The 24,173-nt window shown below is 57.2% G+C and carries 23 protein-coding genes and 2 pseudogenes; 11 read left to right on the top strand and 14 right to left on the bottom strand.

Translation table 11 applies throughout. The features are described from left to right. The first annotated feature begins 82 nt into the window (after window positions 1-82). The 5 genes and pseudogenes from EYC95_RS22550 (at window position 83) to EYC95_RS22530 (ending at window position 6,109) form a co-directional block, all read left to right on the top strand. Window positions 83-1,459 (top strand): glutamine synthetase family protein, encoded by a 1,377-nt coding sequence (locus EYC95_RS22550; RefSeq protein ID WP_131062286.1) that lies wholly within the window; start codon window positions 83-85, stop codon window positions 1,457-1,459. Window positions 1,460-1,625: 166 nt separating this feature from the next. After that, a complete protein-coding gene (locus tag EYC95_RS22545) occupies window positions 1,626-3,116 on the top strand; it encodes an aldehyde dehydrogenase (protein WP_131062285.1) in 1,491 nt (496 codons plus the stop codon). Window positions 3,117-3,166: 50 nt separating this feature from the next. Further along, the gene (locus EYC95_RS22540) at window positions 3,167-4,453 is read left to right on the top strand and encodes an FAD-binding oxidoreductase (RefSeq protein WP_131062284.1); all 1,287 of its coding nucleotides are present in this window, start codon (window positions 3,167-3,169) and stop codon (window positions 4,451-4,453) included. Between the two features lie 550 nt (window positions 4,454-5,003). Beyond that, window positions 5,004-5,552: a cupin domain-containing protein gene (locus EYC95_RS22535; RefSeq protein ID WP_007946335.1), complete on the top strand. Its 549-nt coding sequence runs from the start codon at window positions 5,004-5,006 to the stop codon at window positions 5,550-5,552. A gap of 115 nt (window positions 5,553-5,667) precedes the next feature. Further along, window positions 5,668-6,109 (top strand): annotated as a pseudogene (locus EYC95_RS22530) (NUDIX hydrolase). 132 nt (window positions 6,110-6,241) lie between these two features. Here the strand turns inward: EYC95_RS22530 and EYC95_RS22525 are convergent. The 4 genes from EYC95_RS22525 to EYC95_RS22510 form a co-directional block, all read right to left on the bottom strand. After that, entirely contained in the window at window positions 6,242-6,814 is a 573-nt protein-coding gene (locus tag EYC95_RS22525) for a hypothetical protein (protein ID WP_131062283.1), read from the bottom strand. Window positions 6,815-6,882: 68 nt separating this feature from the next. Then, window positions 6,883-7,401: a hypothetical protein gene (locus EYC95_RS22520; RefSeq protein WP_131062282.1), complete on the bottom strand. Its 519-nt coding sequence runs from the start codon at window positions 7,399-7,401 to the stop codon at window positions 6,883-6,885. A gap of 95 nt (window positions 7,402-7,496) precedes the next feature. Beyond that, entirely contained in the window at window positions 7,497-8,009 is a 513-nt protein-coding gene (locus EYC95_RS22515) for a DUF6644 family protein (RefSeq protein ID WP_131062281.1), read from the bottom strand. Then, a complete protein-coding gene (locus tag EYC95_RS22510; protein WP_131062280.1) occupies window positions 8,009-8,359 on the bottom strand; it encodes a DUF6152 family protein in 351 nt (116 codons plus the stop codon). Before EYC95_RS22510 ends, EYC95_RS22515 begins: the two co-directional genes overlap by 1 nt. Before the next feature lie 405 nt (window positions 8,360-8,764). Here EYC95_RS22510 and EYC95_RS22505 point away from each other — a divergent pair, with 405 nt between their 5' ends. The 5 genes from EYC95_RS22505 (at window position 8,765) to EYC95_RS22480 (ending at window position 13,947) form a co-directional block, all read left to right on the top strand. After that, entirely contained in the window at window positions 8,765-9,232 is a 468-nt protein-coding gene (locus EYC95_RS22505; RefSeq protein ID WP_131062279.1) for a GNAT family N-acetyltransferase, read from the top strand. Window positions 9,233-9,411: 179 nt separating this feature from the next. Further along, window positions 9,412-10,407, top strand: a complete 996-nt coding sequence (locus tag EYC95_RS22500; protein WP_131062278.1) for an isocyanide synthase family protein — start codon at window positions 9,412-9,414, stop codon at window positions 10,405-10,407. Further along, window positions 10,407-11,123 carry an HAD family hydrolase gene (locus EYC95_RS22495; RefSeq protein ID WP_131062329.1) on the top strand — a complete coding sequence of 239 codons (717 nt, stop codon included), beginning with the start codon at window positions 10,407-10,409 and terminating at the stop codon, window positions 11,121-11,123. The genes EYC95_RS22500 and EYC95_RS22495 overlap by 1 nt, the downstream gene beginning before the upstream one ends. A 27-nt stretch (window positions 11,124-11,150) precedes the next feature. Further along, a complete protein-coding gene (locus EYC95_RS22490) occupies window positions 11,151-12,911 on the top strand; it encodes an L-tyrosine/L-tryptophan isonitrile synthase family protein (RefSeq protein WP_131062277.1) in 1,761 nt (586 codons plus the stop codon). Window positions 12,912-13,581: 670 nt separating this feature from the next. Beyond that, window positions 13,582-13,947 carry a hypothetical protein gene (locus EYC95_RS22480; RefSeq protein WP_131062276.1) on the top strand — a complete coding sequence of 122 codons (366 nt, stop codon included), beginning with the start codon at window positions 13,582-13,584 and terminating at the stop codon, window positions 13,945-13,947. A 188-nt stretch (window positions 13,948-14,135) separates the two neighbouring features. Here EYC95_RS22480 and EYC95_RS30725 read toward each other — a convergent pair. From EYC95_RS30725 to EYC95_RS22430, 10 genes and pseudogenes are all read right to left on the bottom strand, one after another. Next, window positions 14,136-14,216, bottom strand: a pseudogene (locus EYC95_RS30725) (fructose-bisphosphate aldolase); the annotation flags it as partial. 79 nt (window positions 14,217-14,295) lie between these two features. After that, window positions 14,296-15,030 (bottom strand): zeta toxin family protein, encoded by a 735-nt coding sequence (locus EYC95_RS22470; RefSeq protein ID WP_131062275.1) that lies wholly within the window; start codon window positions 15,028-15,030, stop codon window positions 14,296-14,298. Further along, window positions 15,017-15,379 carry a hypothetical protein gene (locus EYC95_RS22465; protein WP_256656988.1) on the bottom strand — a complete coding sequence of 121 codons (363 nt, stop codon included), beginning with the start codon at window positions 15,377-15,379 and terminating at the stop codon, window positions 15,017-15,019. Before EYC95_RS22465 ends, EYC95_RS22470 begins: the two co-directional genes overlap by 14 nt. Window positions 15,380-15,578: 199 nt before the next feature. Then, window positions 15,579-15,872, bottom strand: a complete 294-nt coding sequence (locus tag EYC95_RS22460; RefSeq protein WP_131062274.1) for a fructose-bisphosphate aldolase — start codon at window positions 15,870-15,872, stop codon at window positions 15,579-15,581. Between the two features lie 672 nt (window positions 15,873-16,544). Continuing rightward, window positions 16,545-16,763: a PLD nuclease N-terminal domain-containing protein gene (locus EYC95_RS22455; RefSeq protein WP_131062273.1), complete on the bottom strand. Its 219-nt coding sequence runs from the start codon at window positions 16,761-16,763 to the stop codon at window positions 16,545-16,547. Window positions 16,764-16,962: 199 nt separating this feature from the next. After that, window positions 16,963-18,378, bottom strand: a complete 1,416-nt coding sequence (locus tag EYC95_RS22450; protein WP_131062272.1) for a cytosine permease — start codon at window positions 18,376-18,378, stop codon at window positions 16,963-16,965. A gap of 452 nt (window positions 18,379-18,830) precedes the next feature. Next, window positions 18,831-19,982, bottom strand: coding sequence for an acetylornithine deacetylase (argE, locus tag EYC95_RS22445; protein ID WP_131062271.1), 1,152 nt, complete (start codon window positions 19,980-19,982; stop codon window positions 18,831-18,833). Then, window positions 19,979-20,656 carry a DUF1028 domain-containing protein gene (locus tag EYC95_RS22440; RefSeq protein ID WP_131062270.1) on the bottom strand — a complete coding sequence of 226 codons (678 nt, stop codon included), beginning with the start codon at window positions 20,654-20,656 and terminating at the stop codon, window positions 19,979-19,981. The genes argE and EYC95_RS22440 overlap by 4 nt, the downstream gene beginning before the upstream one ends. A gap of 157 nt (window positions 20,657-20,813) precedes the next feature. Then, on the bottom strand, window positions 20,814-21,230 hold the full coding sequence (locus tag EYC95_RS22435) for a RidA family protein (protein ID WP_017338215.1): 417 nt from the start codon (window positions 21,228-21,230) through the stop codon (window positions 20,814-20,816). Window positions 21,231-21,255: 25 nt separating this feature from the next. Then, a complete protein-coding gene (locus tag EYC95_RS22430) occupies window positions 21,256-22,566 on the bottom strand; it encodes an NAD(P)/FAD-dependent oxidoreductase (protein WP_131062269.1) in 1,311 nt (436 codons plus the stop codon). A 278-nt stretch (window positions 22,567-22,844) separates the two neighbouring features. Here EYC95_RS22430 and EYC95_RS22425 point away from each other — a divergent pair, with 278 nt between their 5' ends. After that, window positions 22,845-23,828, top strand: coding sequence for a GlxA family transcriptional regulator (locus EYC95_RS22425; RefSeq protein ID WP_131062327.1), 984 nt, complete (start codon window positions 22,845-22,847; stop codon window positions 23,826-23,828). Window positions 23,829-24,173: the final 345 nt, after the last annotated feature.

The raw sequence follows: 24,173 nt of genomic DNA, 5'->3' as shown, positions 1-24,173 counted from the left end.
TATTGACTTCACTTTGCCGTTCGGGTTGACTGGGCTCGCAATAAGGTAGTGAACATAATAATTAACAGCTAATAGGTGCAAAATGTCGGTCCCTCTGCGTGCCGTTCAACTCAACGAAGCAAACGCATTCCTTAAGAAATATCCTGAGGTTTTGTACGTCGACCTTCTGATTGCGGATATGAACGGTGTGGTGCGCGGCAAGCGCATCGAGCGCACCAGTCTTCATAAGGTTTACGAAAAAGGCATCAACCTTCCGGCGTCACTGTTTGCCCTGGACATCAACGGTTCTACGGTGGAAAGCACCGGCCTGGGTCTGGATATCGGCGACTCGGACCGGATCTGCTTTCCCATCCCTGGCACCCTGAGCATCGAGCCGTGGCAGAAGCGCCCAACCGCTCAGTTGCTGATGACCATGCACGAACTGGAAGGCGAGGCGTTCTTCGCCGATCCGCGCGAAGTGCTGGCCAACGTGGTGCGCAAGTTCGACGAGCTTGGCCTGACCATCTGCGCGGCGTTCGAGCTGGAGTTCTACCTGATTGACCAGGACAACGTGAACGGTCGTCCGCAGTCACCGCGTTCGCCGGTGTCGGGCAAGCGTCCGGTGTCGACCCAGGTCTACCTGATCGACGACCTCGACGAATACGTCGATTGCCTGCAAGACATCCTCGAAGGCGCGAAAGAGCAGGGCATTCCTGCCGACGCCATCGTCAAGGAAAGCGCCCCGGCGCAGTTCGAAGTGAACCTGCATCACGTCAATGACCCGATCAAGGCCTGCGACTACGCGGTGTTGCTCAAGCGTCTGGTGAAGAACATCGCCTACGACCACGAGATGGACACCACGTTTATGGCCAAGCCGTATCCTGGCCAGGCGGGCAATGGTTTGCACGTGCACATTTCGATTCTCGATAAAGAAGGCAACAACATCTTTGCCAGCGAGGATCCCGAGCAGAACGCCGCGCTGCGACACGCGATCGGCGGTGTGCTCGAGACCCTGCCGGCGCAGATGGCGTTCCTGTGCCCGAACGTCAACTCGTACCGCCGCTTCGGCGCGCAGTTTTATGTGCCGAACTCGCCGAGCTGGGGCATCGACAACCGTACCGTTGCAGTGCGAGTGCCGACCGGTTCGCCGGACTCGGTGCGCATCGAACACCGCGTAGCCGGCGCTGATGCCAACCCGTACTTGCTAATGGCCTCGGTGCTGGCCGGTATTCACCACGGCCTGACCAACGAAATCGAGCCGGGCGCACCGGTCGAAGGCAACAGCTACGAGCAGAACGAGCAGAGCCTGCCGAACAACCTGCGCGATGCACTGCGCGAGCTGGACGACAGCGAAGTCATGGCCAAATACATCGACCCGCTGTACATCGACGTGTTCGTGGCGTGCAAGGAAAGCGAGCTGGCCGAGTTCGAGAACTCCATCTCCGATCTTGAGTACAACTGGTACCTGCACACGGTTTGACGGCTGGTGAATCACCTGTGGGAGCGGGCTTGCTCGCGAAGGAGGTATATCAGCCAACGATGATGTCGACTGACACTCCCCCTTCGCGAGCAAGCCCGCTCCCACAGGGGATTGCATTTCAAGTTTTAACTGACGATCAACTATTCCTCTGCGTCGAGTCACAACAATGACAAACACTCGCAGCGACTGGGAACAACGCTTCCAGTCCTTAACCATCGAAAGCCGCGCCTTCATCGACGGCCAATACCGCGCAGCACTCAGCGGTGACACCTTCGAATGCATCAGCCCGGTCGACGGCCGTTTCCTGGCCAACGTCGCCAGTACCGACGAAGCCGATGCGAATGAAGCCGTCGCCGTCGCGCGCCGCACCTTCGATTCAGGCATCTGGGCTAACCTTGCCCCGGCCGAGCGCAAGCGCATTCTGATCCGCTTCGCCGACCTGATCCTGGCCAACCAGGAAGAACTCGCCCTGCTCGAAACCCTCGACATGGGCAAGCCGATCAACGATTCGATGAACATCGACATCCCGGCGACCGCCAACGCGATCCGCTGGAGCGCCGAGGCCATCGACAAGATCTACGACGAAGTCGCCGCCACGCCACACGATCAACTCGGCCTCATCACCCGCGAACCTGCGGGCGTGGTCGCCGCCATCGTGCCGTGGAACTTCCCGTTGATCATGGCCAGCTGGAAGTTCGCACCGGCACTCGCCGCAGGCAACTCGTTCATCCTCAAGCCTTCGGAAAAGTCGCCACTGACTGCCATCCGCATCGCGCAGCTTGCTCTGGAAGCGGGCATCCCGAACGGCGTGTTCAACGTTCTGCCAGGCTACGGTCACACCGTCGGCAAGGCGCTGGCGTTGCACATGGACGTCGACGTGCTGGCATTCACCGGCTCGACTGCGATTGCCAAGCAACTGCTGATCTACGCCGGGCAAAGCAACATGAAACGCGTCTGGCTCGAAGCGGGGGGGAAGAGCCCGAACGTGGTGTTCGCCGACGCGCCGGATTTGCGCGCGGCAGCACAAGCGGCGGCCGGTGCGATTGCCTTCAACCAGGGCGAAGTCTGCACCGCCGGTTCGCGCTTGCTGGTGGAGCGTTCGATTCGCGAGCAGTTCATTCCGCTGCTGGTGGAAGCGCTGCAAGCCTGGAAACCGGGGCACGCGCTTGACCCGGAAACCACCGTCGGTGCCGTGGTCGATCAGCGTCAACTGGACAACGTGTTGCGCTACATCCAGGTCGGCAAAGACCAGGGCGCGCAACTGATCGCCGGCGGCAGCCGCACCCTCGAAGCCACTGGTGGCCTGTACGTGGAACCGGCGATTTTCGACGGCGTGACCAACGCCATGACCATCGCCCGTGAAGAAATCTTCGGCCCGGTGTTGTCGCTGATCACCTTCGACACCGCTGAAGAAGCCCTGGCGATTGCCAACGACAGCATCTTCGGCCTGGCCGCTGGCGTCTGGACCAGCAACCTGAGCAAGGCCCACACCTTCGCCCGCGGTTTGCGCGCCGGCAGCGTCTGGGTCAACCAGTACGACGGCGGCGACATGACCGCGCCGTTCGGCGGGTACAAGCAGTCGGGTAACGGTCGGGACAAATCGCTGCACGCGTTCGACAAATACACCGAACTCAAAGCGACCTGGATCAAGCTCTAATACCTCTACAGCGGCGGTCGCAGGCCATCCTGCGGCCATCGGAGAAACGTATGAAACAAACAACACATGTAAACAGCTACTACGCCGCCACCCGCAACTTCACCGGCGACTTTCCGGTGCTGGAACAAGCGGTCGATTGCGACGTCTGCGTGATCGGCGCCGGCTACACCGGTTTGTCCTCGGCCCTGTTCCTCTGCGAAGCGGGTTACAGCGTGACCGTGCTCGAAGCCGCCAAAGTCGGTTTCGGCGCCAGCGGTCGCAACGGCGGCCAACTGGTCAACTCTTACAGCCGCGACGTTGACGTAATTGAAGAACGCTACGGCGACAAAACCGCCGAAGTCCTCGGCAGCATGATCTTCGAAGGCGCCGACATCATCCGTCAGCGCATACAACATTACGACATCCAGTGCGACTACAAGCCGGGCGGCATCTTCGCCGCGCTGAACAAGAAGCAGCTCAAAGGCCTGGCCGAGCAGAAGAGCAGTTGGGAACGCTACGGCAACAAAAACCTGAAGATGCTCGACGCGGCTGACATCAAGCGCGAAGTCGGTTGCGACAACTACGTCGGCGGCCTGCTCGACATGCAGGGCGGCCACATCCACCCGCTGAACCTGGCCCTCGGGGAAGCCTCGGCCATCATCGGCCTCGGTGGCAAAATCTACGAACAATCTGCAGCGGTTGAAATCACCTACGGTGAACCGATCACCGTGCGCACCGCTAAAGGCCTGGTCCGCGCCAAGTACCTGCTGATCGCCGGCAACGCCTACCTGCCGCAAGACCTCGACAACCGCGTCACGCGCAAAAGCATGCCGTGCGGCTCGCAAATCGTTGTCACCGAGCCGTTGTCCGAGAAGGTTGCGCGCAGCCTGATCAAAAACAACTACTGCGTCGAAGACTGCAACTACCTGCTCGACTACTACCGCCTCACTGCCGACAACCGCCTGCTGTACGGCGGCGGCGTAGTCTACGGCGCCCGCGAACCGGACGACATCGAGCAACTGATCAAGCCGAAAATCCTCAAGACCTTCCCGCAACTGAAGGACGTGAAGATCGACTACCGCTGGACCGGCAACTTCCTGCTGACCATGTCCCGCATGCCGCAATTCGGCCGCATCGAGAAAAACGCCTACTACATGCAAGGCTACAGCGGCCACGGCGTCACCTGCTCGCACCTGGCCGGCAAACTGATCTCGGAAATGATCCGCGGCGACGCCGAACGCTTCGACGCGTTCGCCTCGCTCCCGCACATGCCCATGCTCGGCGGCCGCACCTTCCAGGCCCCACTCACCGCCATGGGCGCAGCGTACTACGCGCTGCGTGACCGGTTCGGCATCTAAGCCCGGAGCAGATAATGTAGTAACACCACAGATCAAATGTGGGAGCGGGCTTGCTCGCGAAGGGGCCCTGTCAGTCGCCATTGAAGTGGCGGACACACCGCTTTCGCGAGCAAGCCCGCTCCCACAGGAGATCTATGGCGAGTACAAAGCTTGTATACGACCGGGACCAAACCGTGGGAGCGAGTCTGCTCGAGAAGAGGCCAGCCCAATCACCTCCATTCGGCGCCATGCACAGATTCCAAAAACACCACCGCCCAAATGTGGGAGCGAGCTTGCTCGCGATGAGGCCAATTCAGCCGCCATCAATCCTACCGGGCACACCGCTATCGCAAACCAGCTCACCTGCCAAAATTTCCGCAGAATTGCCGGCTGGTAATAGACCGAACAACCTTTTCACCCACCCACACATCGAACCTGCTGAGCAACACCACCAAACGTGATTTAATACCCGCCTTTCACATTTCCGGGACAGGGAAGCGGTACTTTCGCGGCCAAAAGTCGCCCGCCATCCACCCCCATAACCCTTAAGTATTTCTCGCATAAGGCTGTCATGGACACGGGCTCACGACTCAAATTAGTACGCGAAAGCTACAAACTCTCCCAGCGCGAGCTGGCCCGGCGTAGCGGCGTCACCAATGCCACCATCTCCCTGATCGAACAGAATCGCGTCAGCCCCTCCGTCAGCTCCCTGAAAAAACTGCTCGAAGGCATACCGATGTCTTTGGCGGACTTCTTCACCTTCGACCAGCCGCCGCGCGAACATCAATACGTGTTCCGTGCCAATGAACAGCCGGATCTTGGGCGTCATGGGCTGCGGTTGTTGTTGATTGGCGCTTCGGTACCGAGCCGGCAGATGCGCTTGTTGCGCGAGCAATACGCGCCGGGGGCGAGTTCGGGGGAAGAGCCGATTGTGCATTCGGAAGGGGAGGAGTGTGGGCTTGTCACTCGTGGGACGGTTGAGCTGACGGTTGATGGACAGATCAGTGTGCTGAATGCCGGGGATGGGTATTACTTTCCGACGACGTTGCCTCACAAGTTTCGCAATATCGGCCAGGATGAGGCGGAAATCATCAGCGCCAATACTCCAGCCAACTTCTGATCTCAAAATGGACACTACCCTGTAGCAGTTGCCGAAGGCTGCGTCCGCGGCCACCATCCATGCCAAATGGAAGCACCCGCTACAGGGTTTAAACAAAGTAAATGGACTTCACTTCATGACTACACACCGCATCCGCCCCCTCGCACTCTGCATCTTCCATCACGATGGCAAGATACTGGTCAACGAAGCGTATGACCCCATTACTGGAAAGCCATTCTTGCGCCGGTGGCGGAATCGAGTTTGGCGAAACCAGCGCCCAAGCCGTAATACGTGAAGTCGATGAAGAACTCGGTTTATCCATCACCGATGTTCGCTTACTCGGCACACTCGAAAACATCTTCACCTTTGCCGGCACGCCAGGGCACGAAATCGTGCAGGTCTACGATGCGAAATTCGTGGATGCCAGCGTCTATGAACGGCCCCACTTGAACGCTCATGAAAGCGACGGTGCAGTCTTTATTGCGAAGTGGCTGCCGCTCGACAGTATTACTGGCGATACGTCGCTGGTTCCTGACGGGTTGTACGAGCTGCTGAAGAAGCTCGCGTTGCTGGACTGATGCTCGGTCATTAGCAATAGCGCTGTTTGACCTATTGATCGAAAAGAGGAAAAGGCAGGGAAAAGGTGACAGATGACAGATCTATTTAAATAAGAGAAGCGGCGGGTGGCCGTTTCTCTGGTTATGACGATCTCAGAGACTTTTAATGAACCATTTTTTATCCAGCTCTCGCAAACTCATTTCTGGCGTCAGTCGCAGCGCCGCTCTGAACGCCTTGATGAGTTCCGCATAGTGTTTAGCGATGTCCTTGACCTGGCCGTTAGCCTGCGTTGTAACGCTGATAGCGGCACCGTTCAGGACTCGACGATCCAGAACGGGGATGAGATTTATAAAATGCGCCGCCAGTAGCGCTGAAGCGTAAGACGGCCCCAGCCCTCGGATTTTACTTTTCGGTTTTGTTGTTAAAGCGAGGAAGTCTGTGCAACGACCCGTCAATTGAGTCAGCTCTTCTTCTGTCAGATCATTCAAGCCCTTTTTCTTAAAGGTTGTTTCGATGTCTCTGAGAACAATTTCGTATTGTTTCAGCTTCGGGGGCAGCGTAGCCATCGGCTCTGTTATAGAAGCATTTCCACCCTTGAAATTGCTTACGTGCAGGAGGTCGGTCAGCGAAAGCTCCCAGATTAACTTCTTGTTGCGAATGTGCTCCTGGAAATGGGACATGGCCTCATTCAGCATCTCCCAGGTTGTTTCAGGTCTTGTCGCCATATTTGTATATTTCCAACGCCAATGAATTACAAAGGGAATAGATGACGCCGCTCAATCGGTCAGCGCGCTCAACGCGTCGGCAGTGATAACCGATCCAGAGCACAGCCGTTGGCCGGTGACTGCTTAGCCTGAAAGAGTCGAGCTCTGGAATCCAGATCAACGATGTTGATCTGGCAGCCGCTCATGACATTGGGGCCATCGCTGATGCCACCCTTGATCACATAGCGGGCGCCCGGCATGAACTCACTGACAAAATCGACCGTGCATCTGCGGTTGCCGCTGGCTCCGCCCTCCAGCACCAGGTGGATCGGTTTACCCGCTTCGATAGCTCGAAAACCTTCGGGTTTCGAAGGGTGCCCACCGCTGACCGAGAATAGTTCCCGAGCGGGTGTCACGGGTACCGACCTTCCGTACTTGCAGGCCGTGGTCGGCGCTGCGCTAAGGGTCAGGTAGTTGCGACGGTTGGTTAGTGCGTCCATTTCACTGCGAATCTGCGCTTGGGGGGCATTGGCAGGGGTTTCGTATTGCGGGATCGGCGAGCAACCCGTAATCAGAAGCAGGAGCGAGCCTGAGTACAACGGTTTCATGGGGGGTTCTGTCTGTAGCGGTTTGAGGTGGGCACTCTAATACTATTTGTTGAAAGTGAAAAAATAGATCTGGTCCCTTTTTCCATGTCGCCCTGTCAGGTGTAGGCCAGCAGTCGACCGCAGAGCACCACGCTGATCCATAACATAATCGAAAAAACCGCCTGGATTTTCGCTATTCCAGGCGCCGCGGTGTCGGTGTTCCACCGGGCTACTGAACGGAAGACACCCACGTGAAAAAGAGCCGCATTGAGGCCCGCAATACCGATCAAGCAAAGCTTCAGAATAAAAACGCCGTTGGATGCGAAGTCGTGCGGATGGGCTGAAAACATCATCAGCCCAGCCGGGACTATCAATAGCAGGGCCGCTACTCCCCATGTCAGGAGGTGACGAGCCAGTGCCGTCACCGGAAGACCTTTCGACAGCCCGAGAACCCTCAGGTCGAACATGACGACAGAGCCGACAAGCACCACGAAACCAAGGATGTGAACCACCTCGACTATCGGATACAGCCATATTTCGCTTCGCATGGCCGACCCGAGTTGCGAGTCACCCACATAGTCCAGCCAGCCTTCCAGACCCGATCCACCGCTGGTGCCAGTTGATTGCATCAGCGTAACTCAGTGGTTTTGTTGTCGACCGTGATGCTTTCTGCGCGCAGTTCATCGGGTTTGTTGCGATTCTGATAGCCAACCACCATAGCCCGCTTGCCGACAGTCAGCATTTCCCTGGAAAGACCACGGTTCTCCATGCGCGATGGTGGCGCCAGCACGACGTTCCAGGTCTTGTCGTCAGTCTTCAGGCGAACAAACCCATGCGGGTGGGAATAACCGGATTCCTCGATCGTTCCGTCCAGCTGCAAGGTTTTGCTCGAGTCGTACTCACTCCAGCCGTGATGAGCGAACACCGCCGATGCCACCAGTAACGATGAGAATCCAAGGGACCCCAGCAAGCGCTTCATGATGCGATCTCCTGTTACGGATCTTTGATGACCGTCAGCCCGTTCTGATCAGGAGCGGTCAATCCAGAGAATCTATAAAAATAGTACAAAATCGTGACGTGAGGAGGCAGGGACGGCTTCGCCGTCCAGCGGGAGCAAGCACCCTCGCCACGGAGGCTGGTTTCTCGGAAAGGGAAAAAGGGGACGCATTTATTTCCCTCTTCAAAATTGACAACCCGGATCATCCAAAACACTATCGATCCATGACCTACATTTGCAGCATGAACATGATGTGCTCCTCCATGACCGCCTCTGGCGGGCCGTGAGGTCACGCGTTCACAGGATTTGACGTAGTTACCCAAGGCCCCGCCAGAAATGGACGGAGCTTTTTAGTTCTCCGCCCACAAATGGCTAAAGGAGAATGAAATGTTCGAGATCAGACGCGCCCAGCCCAGCGATGCCCAAACGGCATTCGATATCCGCCTTCAAGCGATACGGCACCAATGCATCGGCGCTTATACCGCAGAACAAATGCTTGCCTGGACGGCCGGAGCCGCCAAGGACGGGTACAGCGACCTTATGGAAAAACACTTTTACCTGGGTTGTATTCAGGGTGAACCGGTGGCGACAGGGATGCTTGATCTGGAGAACAGTGAAATCGGCGCGATCTTTGTGCTGCCAGGTTTCATGGGGCAAGGCATCGGCGTGGGAATCCTGAACTACCTTGAAAACCGGGCGCGGGAACTGGGGCTGAGGGAAGTCAATCTGGACGCCACATTGAACGCCGCTGACTTTTACCGGCGCTGCGGTTTCGTTGGTGACGAACCTGCTATTTACCATTCGCCCTCCGGGCTTCAACTGGCTTGTGTTCCTATGGTGAAAGGGCTTTTTTAGGCTAGACAGGGTTGATTGCTTGACCGACGGCAGACTCGGGGGGGCTCGTGCAGGCCGAAATATTCCTGATTGCCACGATTGACAGCCCTAACGACTTGTAGGAATTTAGCCGCCCGCAGGTAAGGAATATCTGCTGACGGCCAAAAAATGGCCGTTATTCACCACACAAGGGATTGTCTATGCAGGGTTCAAACACCGTTGCTCAACAGGTGTGCGGTCAGCTGGTGCATGAGCATCAGAACATCGCGCACATGAACATTGCCCAGCAAATCCTAGGATGCTTGTTTCAACGTCGTAACCTTGCCCCAGGGCAGGATCACGAACTTTCGTTACAGGTACTGGAACCCCATCTAGCGAAGGTAATGCAAGCGGTCGAGAGTGGTCGCAAGGTCGAAATGGTCTTGCCAGCCTTTCCCGGCAAGTCGCCCAGCCGCAAGAAAACCCTCAGCCATCTGCCTGATCTTGCGGAACATCATGCAATCGACGAGTTACATCGCCTGTGCAAGGAGATCCAGGAGATCTACGCACCGGGGGCGCTGATTCATATCTGCTCCGATGGCTATGTATTCTCTGACCTGGTGCATGTTCCCGATACGGATGTCAAAGCCTACACCGATGCTATCCAAGACTACGCCGAACAGCATTATCCCGGCACGTTCGCCCATTTCGACCTCAGAGATGCCTATCCTCCGCTTGATTGTCTGGACGCCATGCGTGAGGAGATGATGATCGAACATGGCCAGTCTTTGGTCTTGTTGCAGCAGCGCTTCAAGGATGATCCGCACATGATGTTGATGTACTGCGGCATCCATCGCTTTCTTTCCGAGGATTACTCGGGGCTCAAGGTATTCGCTGGCATGAGCCTTAATGCGGTGAAGAAAGTTGCCAAACCGGCCTCGCAGCGGGTGATCCAGCGCAGTGAAGCCTGGAGTGCCCTGTTACAGGCGCGCTACCCGCATTGCCTGCGCCTGTCGATTCACCCGCAACTGGCGGTCTCGACGAAGATCGGTATCCGGTTGGTGCCAACCAGTGATCTGTGGCGCACGCCCTGGCATTCGGTGGCCATCAAGCGGCGGGGTGTGGTCACGCTCGAAAAACGCAGCAATGTCGATGAGCGCTACCATCGCCTGGTGTTCCGCAAAGGGCGCCCTTGTCACTACGCCAGTGCTCAATGATGGCGTCTCGGTTGCGGGTGGAAGCCGTACTCTTCGATTTGGATGGGACCTTGGTCGACACCTTGCCTGACATCACCTGGTGCCTGAACCAGGTGTTGCTCGAACAGGGTTGCCCGGCGCTGACTGCGGAGACAGTGCGGGGTTATATCGGCGGTGGGGTCACGGCGATGATCGAGCGGGTTGCCACGCAGTTTGGTATCGCCGATGCGGTCGCTCTGCACCAGCGTTATGTGACGCTATACCAAAACAACCTGGTTCAATTTTCCCGGCCATTCAGCGGTGTGCTTGCCTTGCTTGAAGGTTGTCGCCAGCTACAAGTGCCGCTGGCAATCGTGACCAACAAGACCGAGGAAATGGCCCGGCAAGTAGCTGATGCACTGCTTCCACAGAATACCTTCGGAACAATTCTGGGGCATCGCGCGGGCAGGGCGCTCAAGCCTGAGCCGGAGGTGGCATGGGAAGCCGCCCAGCGATTGTCGGTTGATCCGCAACGCTGTTTGTTCGTCGGTGACACCGAGATCGATCTGAAGACCGCCCGTGCTGCAGGCATGTACTCGGCGGCGGTCACTTGGGGGTATGGCCTTACCCCTACATTGCAGGCCCAGGCCCCAAACTTCTGCTGCGAACAGCCGGCCGGGTTGCTGCGCATTCTGCAGCAAGTCTGCGGTACAGCGCATGTGTTCACCGATCATGGCGACACCGTTAAATCCTATTGATACACACACTCTCAAGGAAGTTGTTCTATGGAACATAGAGACGCATGGATCGCTGCCGTCAGCGATTTGCTCGCTGGTTATCTGCTCAAAGGCACCGATGATTGTTTCGACACACAAGGCAGGGCGCATCTCGCGCTACGCCTGGGGCATTGCTTCGATCAGAGCCTGCCGGTGCGTCTGGTACTGCCAGGCTTTCCCTGCAAGTCGCCAAACGCCATTGACCAGACATTCGGCGTGCTGCCGGACTACGGCGAGGTCATCGCCATCGAACGCCTCGACCAGCTCGGCCAAGCCATCGCCGCGCTGCACGCACCGGGTTGTGTGGTGTCGATCCTCAGTGACGGCACGACATTCAATGACATCGTCGGGGTGGCCGACGACGTTCGCGAGACCTACAACCGGGCTTTGCGTGAACTGTGCACCACCCATACGATTCAGTGGGTCAGCATGGAAGACCTGTTCCCACAGGCCCAAAGTGCCGAGTCGGTTCGCGCCAGCCTGATCAAGCAGGCCCGTCTGCCCTGGAAAAACCTTGGGGAACTGATCGAGCAGAGCCGGCACGATGAATCCCTCAGCCAGGCGCATGACGACCTCTGCAGTCACCTCTACAACGACCTGCGTTTGTGCCGTGAAGACGGGCAGAGCGAGGACGAGTACCTGCAGCATATCAATTTCAAAGCCTTCCAGATGATGTTTCGCGGGCAGGCATTGAATGCGGCAGTGGATCGTTTTTTCGGCGATGACATTCGATTGTCGGTCCATCAATACAGCAATGCCGGGCCCAAATTCACCTTTGGCTTGGCCGAAGGGCTGACTCGTGTCGACAGCCCCTGGCATGCCGTGCCGGTGTGCAACATCGATGGCAGCCAGAGCCTTCGCGCACGCGCCCAGGTCGACCTCGACCACCATGTGCTGGTCACCTGGCAGGGGCGGCCGTGGCTCTTCCACCAAACGGAAAATCCGCAGGCCAAAGGCTTCGAATACGAACTGCAAAAACTTCCGCTCTTTGGCCTAGTGGTGCGAGACCCGTTGGGGCAGGGTTTCGAACGACTGTCCACGGGCCTGCTGGAAGCACTGGTGGAAACCTTTGGTTTCGTCTGCCTCAAGGGCTGTCGCTTCGACGACCAGGACAGTTTTGCTCGCAGTTGCGAACGCTTCGGCACGCTGTACGAATGGGCCTTCGGCGCCGTGCATGTGGTCAAACCCGCGGACAAACCGCAAGGCGTGGTGCACTCTCTGGAGAAAACGCCTTTGCACTGGGACCTGAACATGCTGCCCGACAGCGACGCACAGGTTCAGCGCAACCCGAAATTCTGCGCCAGTAAATTCATGCTGTATTGCAAGACCGCGCCGCAGCCGGGCGAGGGCCAGACCACCATCGTCGACAGCCGAAACGTACTGCGAAAAGTCGGGCGGCAAGTCGCCCGGCAATGGCAGTCGGTGAACATCACCTACTACACCAAGATGACCTACTTCGGTGGCTCGCCGCGCATGTACAGCCTGGTGGATCATCACCCCCGCAGTGGCGAACTCATCCTGCGTTACCAAGAGGGCGCCGACTCGACACTGCAGACCCTGAGCCAGTCTGTGCAGGACCATGACGAGGAGGCTCAGCAAGTGTTGCTCGAACAGGTCAACGCGCTGGTTTACGACCCGGACTGCCTGATCGCCCATCAATGGAGCGAAGGTGATCTGGTGCTGATCGACAACTATCGAACGCTGCACGGTCGACTGCCGATGTCGCCGGCTTCTTCGTCGCGCGAGTTGTGGCGGGTGCAGGTTTACTGATCGCTGTTGTCATGGTGGCCCTGAAGACAGGGCCTTCTTCGAGACCTTTTCCGATCACTGCGCGATGAAGTGACGAATCGCTTGAACAGTCTGTGTTGGCGCTTCTTCCATCAGCCAATGTCCCGCCCCTCTTCGGAATCACCACTTCGGTGACCTTATTCGCCGCATTGCGCATCACGATCGCTTTATGGGTGCCAAAGGAGTTTTCGCTGCCGATGGCCCACACTGGCATCGTGAGCCGCGTCGCCATCAAAGCCTTGTTGTCCAACTCATTCTGACGAATGCTGCGGAACTGAGCGAAGGCTGCGTGCATGGCGCCGGGGCGGGCACGCGCGTGGCGTAATGCTTGCGGGCTTCTTCATCCACCTTGCTGGGATCGCCCGCGTACTCGTTCCAGAACTGGTCTATGTAAATGCGCTCTCGAACGGCGACCAAGTATGAAAACGGATGAAAAGGGGTTGATTTAGGTTCGTTGTTTTCTCGTAATGCGCTGATGAGTTATCGCAAACTAATATAAAAAACTGTCAGATTTTACAGTGGCTGTAATGATTCACTCCATTTGTATTTCACTTGTCAAGAGAAGGAAATTGAGTTGCATGGCGAGTATGTAATTTAGTTCCTTGGTAGTGGGTTTTGATAGGCGAGTTATATCCAATAAAGGAGTTTTAAAATGTCAGCCTCTGAAACGCAATACGCTTACATGCTACATTATATGCTGGAAAAGCTTCCATATTTCTACCTGAAAACAAAGGCGCATTTCAACGGGGATTATTCTTTCAAGGAGGATAGAGTAGAACCATGCTCACCGGAGTTTGTTGCTGTGCAAAACAAACTATGTGAATTAAAATCTATTTCTTCTGAGTCTGCGGAGTTGTATGACAAGTTGATTGAGATGATTGTCTCTATGCTTGAGTATCAGTTTAATGCAAGCCACCCTGATGAAGATAGGATTAGAGAGTGTGTTACTTTGGCTGACGTGGCGCGGTATGCTAATGGGTTTGCAAATGTAAATAAATTCACTACTCAGGCGGGTTAGCCAAAGCGGGAGTTTTTTTACTGGAAAGGTGAAAGACTTATTGGTTTGGGACGCGGCAAGATCGCAATTGACTGGTCTCGAACTATTCTGCGAGAAAATTGTTTTCAAAAAAATAACAGTATCTTAAAGAAAACATATAGGCATAAAAACCCGCATCAATGCGGGTTTTTTTGAGGTTGAAATGTTAGCTACGCCTTCGGCGTATCAAATGCTCTCTGTTCAATCACCCGAAACACATCGCTCACATCCTGGACCATGATCCGGGCGATTTTGTGACGTATGCTCATTGGCATATTCACAGGAAAAGGTGACAAATCTATTTGAATTACATGTTTGTTTTTCTATTTTTTAAGTGGTTTCGACTTTATCGACATAAGATTCGAAGAACCAATCCGGGACTTCGTTAGTTTGAAATTCAAGACTAATTCCATCTGTAATCTCCGCCAGAAGAACCGTACTGTCGCCGGAGTTATCGAAGATGTACGCCCGGTTGCTGACTGCAATGGCGTCTGGTAGAAGGCCCAGAGATTTGTAATACCGTTCGCTCACTTTTTCAGGAGCCACGGGATGTCCGCCTTCGCGTACTCTGATTCCTACGCGGTCTATGTTGATAGCCGGGTTTTCAGTTGAAACGAAGTAAAGGTATGTCCGGTAACCGCGAGCCTGGGCCTCTCTCATGAAGTCGACCTTGCTGCGATGTGACATCACCGTCTCGAAGGTAAAACTCACGCCTTTTTCCAGCAGGCGTTGGCGAAGGAAGTCCGATAGCACAGAGGCCAGATAGGAATTGACGTTGACGTTTCGGTAGTCGACTTTGGTGCCCAGCAATCCAATCTGTTCGGCTTGACCGCTGAGCCCTCTGTTTCTGATCAGATAGTGTTCGGTATGGAATGTGAGCAACTCGGATAATGTCGTGGCGACTTCAAAGGTAGCCAGATCGATGAACCCGGTCTCTTTTGCTTCCTTCTCGAGATCATCGGCATTCACGTACGTCTTGATAAGGGCGGGATCAATTTCTCCCTTGATGGTGCTCTTGCCAGACCCATTCGGTCCCGCAAATATTCGAAACCTAGGCATGACCACCAGCCGTTTGATCCTCGATACGGCGCACTTTGATTACCTCGCCTACCTTGACTTTGCGGCGCGGTTTTGCTTTGGCTACAACCGTCTTGCTGCCGTCAAGTGACATCCATACCAAATCGCCAGAATCGACACGCAGTACGCTATCGCTCACCAACAGTGCGCGAGCATATGCCGTCTTGGTAGCTATTTCAGCGAGATCCGGTACCTGGCGCTCCAGCGCGTCCATTTCCTGTTCCGAAAGCTTTTTGGTTTTTGCAGTCATCGGGATTCTCCGCTTGAGCGAGCGCTCTGGTGCTTCGTGCCCGGATAATACCGCAGCAACCGGGCTTTCGAATGTCATCAGGTCCATTTCAATCTCCTCGGTAGTCTACGCCTTGAATAATGGGTAAAGGGACAGATTTTCCAATATGAAATGCATGTCACTTCTGCCCTGAAGTATCCGTAACGATCCCTTGAAATCTGTTCACTGAAAAGTAAACGACTATGACGGCATGTGTTCAGGTCATCGGAAAACCGCAGCAACGGGTGTTGCTGCGGTTTAAAACGGGTCAGTGCCCCTTGGGCATATCAAACCCACGCTGCTCAATCACCCGAAACACATCGCTCACATCCTGGACCATGATCCGGGCGATGTTGGTGACGGTGTTGATGTCGTGTTCGGCGTAGTCGGGGAGGCTGGTGCAGGCCATGAGGTTGAGGTATTTGAGGACGGCGTTGAGGCGTTCGCTGAGGCAGTTGTGGAGTTCGCGCAGTGGGGCGTCGTAGTCGATGAGCAGTACGGGGTGGTTGGTGGCGAGTTGGGACATTGGGGTGAAGCGGCGAGGCGGGTTGTTCATGGTCATTGGTAGTTCTCTACGAGAATGAATAGAGGCGCCACTTTTTTGCTGCGAAACAATTGGGTGGCAGCTGTACGCGGGTTCGCAGACCGAGATGACCTAAACCCGGCAGACTCGAAAGTCTCCCACGCACAACCGCCATGAAATGAAATGCGGGCGAATTTTGCCAGATTTTTCATTCGACGGTTAAGGCCATCTCTTAGGGCTGCGAAACCCAATCGCTAACAGCGGTCAGCGACGGGTCGAATATAGGCGTCGATTTTTATGTCTGCAAACGGGTGTGTAGGACCAAAATCCGAGTTTTGTAGCTCGTGGTGGAGACTGCGCTAGGTTGAGCAGCTGACGTGAATTCAGAGGTTGTTTAGTGTCAGGCGGATCGTGTTTGCTGGATTCGCGGCTGCTGCGCAGCCGAACGCAGGCTTCGCCAGCTGCTACAGGGGTTTGTGTTGTTTAAAAACTTTGCAGGGTTTGGGGCGGCTTCGCCACCCAGCGGGAGCAAGTTCCCTCGCCACGGAGGGTGGTTTCCTACATGATTTTCGGATGGGAAAATCAAAAGATTTTGGCTTTCGGCAGTCCACACGCTGATCGGATGGCCAGAAACAACAAAGCCCCGAATCATCGGGGCTTTGTCATTTCAAATTGTGCAGTTTTCAAATCGTTATCGCGGACCACTCGACCTCATTGCCCAGCCTGCGGCGAATGCGGATTGTGTTCAGTGTGTTTCGGCCCCGCCAATGCCCACGCCACCACCCCAATCAGCGGCACAAACACGATCACCACGATCCACAGGAGTTTGTTGCTCGATTTGCCTTGGGCTTTGCGCACTCGGTTGATGGCCCATAGCTCGATCAGCAAAAGAGCTGCGGTCAGTACGATCCAGATTGTTTCGATTTGCATTAGTCACCCTCCAGATAGTCTTTTTGTTAGGTGGGTGGGCGCGGGAGGGGTTCATTAAATATCGCGGGAGGAAGATGAAAAGATCGCAGCCTCGTTTCACTCGACAGCTGCTACAGAGGGAATGGCCTGCTGGCGATGGCGTTTTTGAGGACGTCTTCGCCGGCAAGCCTGGCTCCTACAAGGAACAGCGGTGCTTCGGTTAGAGGCTGTTGGCGAGTTTTCCGGTGGAGAGGCGGCGTTTGTAGGCGGTGTCGCGGTTGGCCAGCCAGTAGTAGAGCGGGGAGGTGATGAGCAGGCCGACCAGCCAGGACAAGTCAGCGCCGTTGATGTGCTCGGAGATCGGCCCGACATACAGCGGCGTGTTCATAAACGGAATCTGCACCGCAATCCCGATCGCATACGCCAACAACGCCTGCGGGTTGTACCGGCCATAGATCCCGCCGTCGACCTTGAAGATCGAGCCGATGTCGTACTGACCTTTGTGAATCGCATAGAAGTCGATCAGGTTGATCGCGGTCCACGGCACCAGCACCACGAGCAGCACCAGCACCATGTCGACGAAGTGGCCGATGAAGTTGGCGGAGGCGCCGACGGCGGCGAAGCAGCAGGCGGCGAGGATGACGACCGAAAGCACGGCGCGGCTTTTGGCGGTGGGGATCCAGCGGTAGGCGAAGGTCTGGATCAGGGTGATCAGCGACAGCACGGCGCCGTAGAGGTTGAGGGCGTTGTGGCTGATGACGCTGAGCAGGAACAGCACGAGCATCAACGGGCCGATGGAGCCGGTGGCGAGTTTGACGGCGTCCATGGTGTCCATGCCGACGGGCGTGGCGAGGACGGCGACGGCGCCGAAGATGAACGAGAGGCTGGAGCCGAGGACGGTGCCCAGGTAGGTCGTCCAGAACGTTGCGGCGACGGGCATGTTGGCCGGCAGGTAGCGCGAGTAGTCGGAGACGTAGGGCGCGAAGGCGATTTGCCAGAGCGCGGCCAGCGACACGGTGGCGAGCCAGCCGGAGATGTTGAAGCTGCCGCGGGTGAGGAAGTCGGCGGTTTGCACGTGGGTGAAGATGTAGCCGAAACCGAGCACGATGCCGGCGCCGAGCACCCAGGTGCCGATGCGGTTGAGCACGTGGATGAAGCGGTAGCCGATGATGCCGATGATGCCCGAACCGAGGGCGCCGATGACGATGCCCACCGGCACCGGGACGCTGTCGACGACGCCGTGCAGGGATTTGCCGGCGAGGACGATGTTGGAGGCGAAGAAGCCGATGTACATGATGCCGGCGATCAACACCACCAGCAGCGCGCCGAGGGAGCCGAACTGGGCGCGGCTCTGGATCATTTGCGGAATGCCCATCTGCGGGCCTTGCGCAGAGTGCAGCGCCATCAGCACGCCGCCGACCAGGTGGCCGACGAGGATGGCGACGATACCCCACACCAGATTGAGGTGGAACATCTGCACGCCGAGGGCGCCGGTGACGATGGGCAGCGGGGCGATGTTGCCGCCGAACCAGAGGGTGAACAGGTCGCGGGTTTTGCCGTGGCGATCTTCGGGCGGCACGTAGCCGATGGTGTGTTTTTCGATGAGCGGGGCGGCGGTTGTTGCTGTGGTAACCATGACGGACTCCAAGGCATTTTGAGTACGTGGACGTACTTCGGTGAGCCCTGCACGGGGCGACGCTTTTCTTGTTGGAGTTGATGATGTGCGGTGGGGGCGGATAGATAAATTAGTAAGATTGTGGGTATAGACGTTAAAAAATGTATGTCGCCGGGTAGCCGAAAAACCTGTGGGAGCGAGCCTGCTCGCGATAGCGGTCTGTCAGTCAAAATTGATTTGGCTGACAGACCGCTATCGCGAGCAGGCTCACTCCCACAGGGATTTTTGAGTGTTCAAATTCTTTCGCGATTCAGGCTTACCGGATTGTTAAAGCACCGCGGACCCCGTAGGAGCGAGGCTTGCCCGCGAAGGCGGAGTGTCAGTCAGCCACGATGTTGGATGTTAGGCCGTCTTCGCGGGCAAGTCGGATCGCCGCACCGCTCGCTCCTCCAGGGATTAGTGGTTGCCGGGTCTCAAGCGCTGATCGATTGCAGCATCCGTTGCAACATGGCGTCGCAGGCGGTGAGTTGTTCTAGGCTGACGAATTCATCCGGTTTATGGCCCTGGTCCATGCTGCCGGGCCCGCAGACGACGGTGGGGACACCGGCGGCGTCGAACAGGCCGCCCTCAGTGCCGAAAGCGACCGTGCCGAATGCTCGGGAGCCGCAGAACATGGCGATCAACTCGGCCGCTTCGCTGTGTGCGTCGGTGGCCAAACCGGGATACGCCGACAACTGGCTAAATCGAATCTCGCTTTGTTCACTCACCGCACGCATGCGCGGTAGAACCTGCTGCTCGGCATAGGCCTTCAATGCCTGCGCAACCTCACTCGGATCATGCGAAGGCAACGCGCGGATTTCGAAGTCGAAGCGGCAATCGGCGGGTACGATGTTCAACGCTTTGCCACCGGAAATCACCCCGGTCTGCACGGTGCTGAACGGCGGATCAAACCGTGCATCGTGATGCTCAGGCGCTTTGAGGCGTTGACCAATCCGCCCCAGTTCACCGATCAGTTCGGCGGCGTATTCAATCGCATTGACCCCAAGCGGCGCGTACGCCGAATGGCACGCTTCACCATGAACATCGCAGCGCATCGCCAGTTTGCCTTTATGCCCGAGCACCGGTTTCAGTTCGGTCGGCTCGCCAATGATGCACAGCATCGGTTTGACCGGTCGCTGTTCCAACTCCGCCAGCAACGAGCGCACGCCGAGGCAGCCGACTTCTTCATCGTAGGACAGCGCGATGTGTACCGGCAGCCGCAGCGTGGCATTCACCAACGACGGAACAAGGGCGAGCACGCAAGCGATGTAGCCTTTCATGTCCGCCGTGCCGCGACCGTACAACTTGCCATCGCGCTCGGTGAGTTCAAACGGCGCAACCGTCCACGGCTGGCCGTCGACGGGCACTACGTCGGTGTGCCCCGACAGCACGATGCCCGGCCGATCCGCCGGGCCAATGGTGGCGAACAGATTGGCCTTGCTGCGCTGCTCGTTGTAGACCAGTTCGCAAGGCACATCGAAACCCGCGAGGTAGTCGCGGACGAACTCGATGAGGTGCAGGTTGGATTCGCGGCTCGTGGTGTCGAACGCCACCAGGGTTTGCAGCAAATCGCGGCTGCTGCTCATCGGTCGTCTCCGGCGACGCCGTAGCCAGGGGATTTGTCGGGGGCGAGGGCGCGGTCGATGTAGTCCTGCACTTGTGGGCGGTAAGCGTCCCAAAGTTTTTCCAACTGGCCGATGGGATTTTCGTCAGCCCAGTCGACCCGCAGGTTGATGATCGGCCAGGTCAGTTCACCGACCACCACCATCGCCGCCGAATGCACCGGCCCGGCTTCGCCACCGGCGGCGATGGCGGCTTTCATAGCCGCGAGCAAGCGGTCGGCGAGTTGGCCTTCGCCGTGTTCGAAGGCCTCGACCATGGCCTCAATCACCGCGCGGTCCGCGAGCATGTTGCCAGCGGCGACGCATTGCTCACCGGACACGGCGTTGTGGTTGCCGAGAGTTTGCGCGCCGCTGAAATGGGCGGTCTGGCCGAGGTGGTCAATCGCAGTGATCTGCCGGTATTGGCTGTAGCCGTTGCGGGTCAGGACTTTGTCCAACGCCTCGGCAGGGGCGAGGCCTTGCTCCATCAGGGCGAGGACTTCCGGGCCTAACGACGGCAGGGTGATGTTTTGTGTGGACACGGCGCCGACACCCGGCAGCAGCCACGGGCAACGGGCGCCGACGGCGATGCTGGAGGAACTGATCGCAATGCCGAACTGACCGGTTTCGGGGCAACGGGCGGTGATGGAGAAGGTCATGGTTTTGCTCCTTGGGTTGCCTTGGAGAGTGTGGTGCCTGGGCGGGCCTCTTCGCGAGCAAGCTTCGCTCCTACAGAGGATCGGGGTCGTGCATGAAACAGAGATCTAACGTAGGAGCGAAGCTTGCTCGCGAAGGCCGCGACTGGGTCTTACCTGCTTACTCAGGAATCACCGCAATCACATCAATCTCCATCAACCACTGCGGCTGCCCAAGTGCCGACACCACCAGCCCGGTCGAAATCGGAAATACACCTTTGAGCCACTTGCCCACTTCCTGATACACCGGCTCGCGATACCGCGGGTCAATCAGGTAAGTCGTGGTTTTCACGATGTGGCTGAGGTCGCTGCCTGCCTCTTCCAGCAACTGCTTGACGTTGCGCATGGCTTGCTCGGCCTGAGCACGCGGGTCACCCAGACCCACTAGTCTGCCCTCGAAATCAGTCCCGACCTGGCCACGAACATAAACGGTGTTACCGGCGCGGACCGCTTGGCACAGGTCGTTGTCCAGGCTCTGGTTCGGGTAGGTTTCCTTGGTGTTGAACATGCGAATGCGGGTATGGGTTGGCGTGGACATTTGAAGCTCCTGAAAAGAAAAAGGCTTAGGCACTGACCGTGGCTTTATGGGCGACCGGGGCCTGTTCAGCCTCGCGTTGCGCCGCATCGTGGTAGTCGAGATAAGAGCGCTGAATGGCGATGTGATCAGCCACGTACTTGGCGTCATGCCAGACACCCCAGATGAACGAAGAGCCGCGACGGGACTGCCACGGCAGGCCGAGGAAATACACACCAGCCTCGCTCGATACGCCGCGCTGATGCTGCGGCTTGCCGTTGTCGTCGAAGGCATCAACCTTGAGCCAGCTGTAATCCGTGGCAAAACCGGTGGCCCAGATGATCGAGGTCACGCCGACCTTGGCCAGGTCGAGTTCAAGGATCGGGTGGGTGACGCACTCCGGATCTGGGAACGCGTGGCGCGCTTCAGGTTCTTCCGGCAGGTCCAGGCCATTGCGTTCGATGTAGGCGTCGGCAGCATTCAGCAGCGCCAGATAGTTCTCATCGCCACGTGCAAGGTTGTCGGCCAGATTCGCCTGGAACGTCGCCACGCCACCGTTGAACGATTGAGTCAAACCGACCAGCGTCATGCCGCGATGGGCGAGTCCACGGAAGTCCACCGTGCGGCCGCCATGGGCACCGCTCACCGCGATGGTCACGTGCTCCCGACCCGGTTTCATCGCCGCTTGATCCCACTCGCCCAGCACACCCAGCCACCAGCAGAAATCACGGTTGCGATAAGCGCGAGGCGGGCGGTCGTGGGCGCCGACCGAGAGGTAAACCTTCTTGCCGGCACGCTGCAATTCATCGGCAATCTGCACACCGGACGAACCCGCGCCAACCACCAGCACCGCGCCATCAGGCAGTTGCGCCGGGTTGCGGTAGTCGGCCGAGTGGATCTGCATGAACGGCTGATCTTTCGGCGCAATCGGCGGGATGACCGGACGCTGGAAAGGCCCGGTGGCAGCCACTACGCGGTTGGCCTCGAACACGCCTTCAGAGGTTTCAATGGTGAAGCCCGGGCGACCGATGTTGCGCTCGACTTTCAGCACGTCCACGCCGGTGCGGATCGGAGCGTTGAACTTCTTTGCGTAGGCTTCGAAGTAATCGGCTACGCGTTCTTTCGGGGCAAACTCATCCGGGCTGAGGTCGTCAAAATCAAGCCCTGGAAAACGGTCGTGCCACGCCGGACCATTCGCCACCAGCGAATCCCAGCGTCCGGTGCGCCAGCGCTCGGCAATGCGATTGCGCTCCAGCACCAGGTGCGGCACGCCGAGTTTGCTCAGGTGTTCACTCATGGCCACGCCAGCCTGACCGGCGCCAACAATCAGCGTATCTGTTTTTATTTTTTCAGTGGTCATCTCAATACCCTTCGAAGTTGGAGTTAGGTCGCGAACGACCTGCCATTTCTTGGGTTCAAGACTAGGGATGACCCTGGTATCGGTAAAATATTATTAAGCTGGCATTTGAGTATAAATAACTGAGGCAGAGCGCTATCTGGCGTTCCATCAAGGCGCGTGGATACGCCATAGTGGCGCTGCGGGTTAACATGGCGCCTTATCAAGGCAATAGACAACCGGTTCGGTAACGTAATGGAGTGGGGCCAGCATTGATCGAACGACGCCAATTTAGCGGAGGCATGAAGGGTAAAAACCTTCGCTATCTGAATGAACACCCCGATGGGAGCCAGCAAACGGTTCGCGCGGGATTCCTGCTGCTCGAACATTTCTCGCTGCCCGCGTTCACTCAGGCGCTGGATACGGTCATCACGGCCAATCTGCTCCGACCTGACTCATTCTCTTCACGGACATTCGGCTTGAATGCAGGCGAAGTCGTCAGCGATCTGGGCCTGGTCATCCGACCCGATGCGCGCATCGATAGTGCAGCGATAAAAGCGCTGGACCTGCTGGTGATTTGCGGCGGCTACAGGACAGAACTCAAGGCCAGCGAAGGCTTGATCAGCCTGTTGAGGACGGCATCAGACCAGGGCGTCAGTCTGGCCGGGTTATGGAACGGAGCATGGTTCCTGGGGAAGGCCGGTTTGCTGGACGGTTACCGTTGCGCGATTCACCCCGAGCATCGCCCCGCGCTCGCGGATTTCTGCAAGGCGACGCAGGTCAGCAGTGAGCCTTACATCATTGATCGAGACCGGCTGACGGCGTCCAGTCCTTCCGGGGCATTCCATATGGCGCTGGACTGGATCAAAGGACTGTACGGTAAAGCGCTCGTCGAGGGGATCGAGGACATCCTGGCCTTCGAGGAGTCCCGCTACCGACGCATCAAGCCGACTGAAAATGTCTGTGTGAGTGCGCCCTTGCGCGAGGTGGTGAAGCTGATGGATGCCAACCTCGAAGAGCCTTTGGAATTGGAGCAGCTGGCGGTTTACGCCGGCCGTTCCCGTCGACAACTTGAGCGTTTGTTCAAGGAGCAACTGGGCACCACGCCACAACGGTATTACATGGAATTGCGGATCACCGAAGCGCGGCGGCTGCTCCAGCATACGGAGTTGTCCCAGGTGGACGTGTTGGTGGCGTGTGGGTTTGTGTCACCGAGCCATTTCAGCAAGTGCTACAGCTCGTATTTCGGCTACAGACCTTCCAAGGAAAAGCGACTCGTCAAATAAGAGTCGCTCGCCCACAGAAACCCCAACTGTTAATGAAATGCTGTTCACTTAAGACAATGTTCAGCCGAGCATAAACCTGTGGTGAGGGGGCTTATCTATGGTAAGGGGATTTATCTGTGGCGAGGGGATTTAGCGAAACGTCGCACCGCCCCGTTCGGCTGCGCAGCAGTCGTAAATCCGGACAACTCGGTCTGTCAGAATGGACGCTGGGGGCCGCTTCGCAGCCCAACGGGGCGGTGCGACGCTGTCTCTTTTACCCTTCCCCGAGCCCCCGGGACTCGACGCCATCTCTTTGGCGGCTTTCTCTTTGGAAAAATAATTACTTAAGCGAACGTTGTATGCTTC

Origin of the sequence: Pseudomonas sp. BGI-2 (genome assembly GCF_004310295.1) — a bacterium.
Classification (GTDB): Bacteria; Pseudomonadota; Gammaproteobacteria; order Pseudomonadales; family Pseudomonadaceae; genus Aquipseudomonas.
This window is presented reverse-complemented; position numbering and strand designations above follow the sequence as displayed.

Excerpts from the sequence above, each read along its gene's own strand:
- EYC95_RS22500 (WP_131062278.1), top strand. The coding sequence starts at position 9,412 with ATGCAGGGTTCAAACACCGTTGCTCAACAGGTGTGCGGTCAGCTGGTG.
- argE (WP_131062271.1), bottom strand. The coding sequence starts at position 19,982 with ATGAGCAGCAGCCGCGATTTGCTGCAAACCCTGGTGGCGTTCGACACC.
- EYC95_RS22550 (WP_131062286.1), top strand. The coding sequence starts at position 83 with ATGTCGGTCCCTCTGCGTGCCGTTCAACTCAACGAAGCAAACGCATTC.
- EYC95_RS22465 (WP_256656988.1), bottom strand. The coding sequence starts at position 15,379 with ATGGACCTGATGACATTCGAAAGCCCGGTTGCTGCGGTATTATCCGGG.
- EYC95_RS22440 (WP_131062270.1), bottom strand. The coding sequence starts at position 20,656 with ATGACCTTCTCCATCACCGCCCGTTGCCCCGAAACCGGTCAGTTCGGC.
- EYC95_RS22525 (WP_131062283.1), bottom strand. The coding sequence starts at position 6,814 with ATGGCGACAAGACCTGAAACAACCTGGGAGATGCTGAATGAGGCCATG.
- EYC95_RS22460 (WP_131062274.1), bottom strand. The coding sequence starts at position 15,872 with ATGACCATGAACAACCCGCCTCGCCGCTTCACCCCAATGTCCCAACTC.
- EYC95_RS22545 (WP_131062285.1), top strand. The coding sequence starts at position 1,626 with ATGACAAACACTCGCAGCGACTGGGAACAACGCTTCCAGTCCTTAACC.
- EYC95_RS22505 (WP_131062279.1), top strand. The coding sequence starts at position 8,765 with ATGTTCGAGATCAGACGCGCCCAGCCCAGCGATGCCCAAACGGCATTC.
- EYC95_RS22540 (WP_131062284.1), top strand. The coding sequence starts at position 3,167 with ATGAAACAAACAACACATGTAAACAGCTACTACGCCGCCACCCGCAAC.
- EYC95_RS22430 (WP_131062269.1), bottom strand. The coding sequence starts at position 22,566 with ATGACCACTGAAAAAATAAAAACAGATACGCTGATTGTTGGCGCCGGT.
- EYC95_RS22455 (WP_131062273.1), bottom strand. The coding sequence starts at position 16,763 with ATGCAAATCGAAACAATCTGGATCGTACTGACCGCAGCTCTTTTGCTG.
- EYC95_RS22495 (WP_131062329.1), top strand. The coding sequence starts at position 10,407 with ATGGCGTCTCGGTTGCGGGTGGAAGCCGTACTCTTCGATTTGGATGGG.
- EYC95_RS22425 (WP_131062327.1), top strand. The coding sequence starts at position 22,845 with ATGAAGGGTAAAAACCTTCGCTATCTGAATGAACACCCCGATGGGAGC.
- EYC95_RS22480 (WP_131062276.1), top strand. The coding sequence starts at position 13,582 with ATGTCAGCCTCTGAAACGCAATACGCTTACATGCTACATTATATGCTG.
- EYC95_RS22435 (WP_017338215.1), bottom strand. The coding sequence starts at position 21,230 with ATGTCCACGCCAACCCATACCCGCATTCGCATGTTCAACACCAAGGAA.
- EYC95_RS22450 (WP_131062272.1), bottom strand. The coding sequence starts at position 18,378 with ATGGTTACCACAGCAACAACCGCCGCCCCGCTCATCGAAAAACACACC.
- EYC95_RS22535 (WP_007946335.1), top strand. The coding sequence starts at position 5,004 with ATGGACACGGGCTCACGACTCAAATTAGTACGCGAAAGCTACAAACTC.
- EYC95_RS22515 (WP_131062281.1), bottom strand. The coding sequence starts at position 8,009 with ATGCAATCAACTGGCACCAGCGGTGGATCGGGTCTGGAAGGCTGGCTG.
- EYC95_RS22490 (WP_131062277.1), top strand. The coding sequence starts at position 11,151 with ATGGAACATAGAGACGCATGGATCGCTGCCGTCAGCGATTTGCTCGCT.
- EYC95_RS22510 (WP_131062280.1), bottom strand. The coding sequence starts at position 8,359 with ATGAAGCGCTTGCTGGGGTCCCTTGGATTCTCATCGTTACTGGTGGCA.
- EYC95_RS22520 (WP_131062282.1), bottom strand. The coding sequence starts at position 7,401 with ATGAAACCGTTGTACTCAGGCTCGCTCCTGCTTCTGATTACGGGTTGC.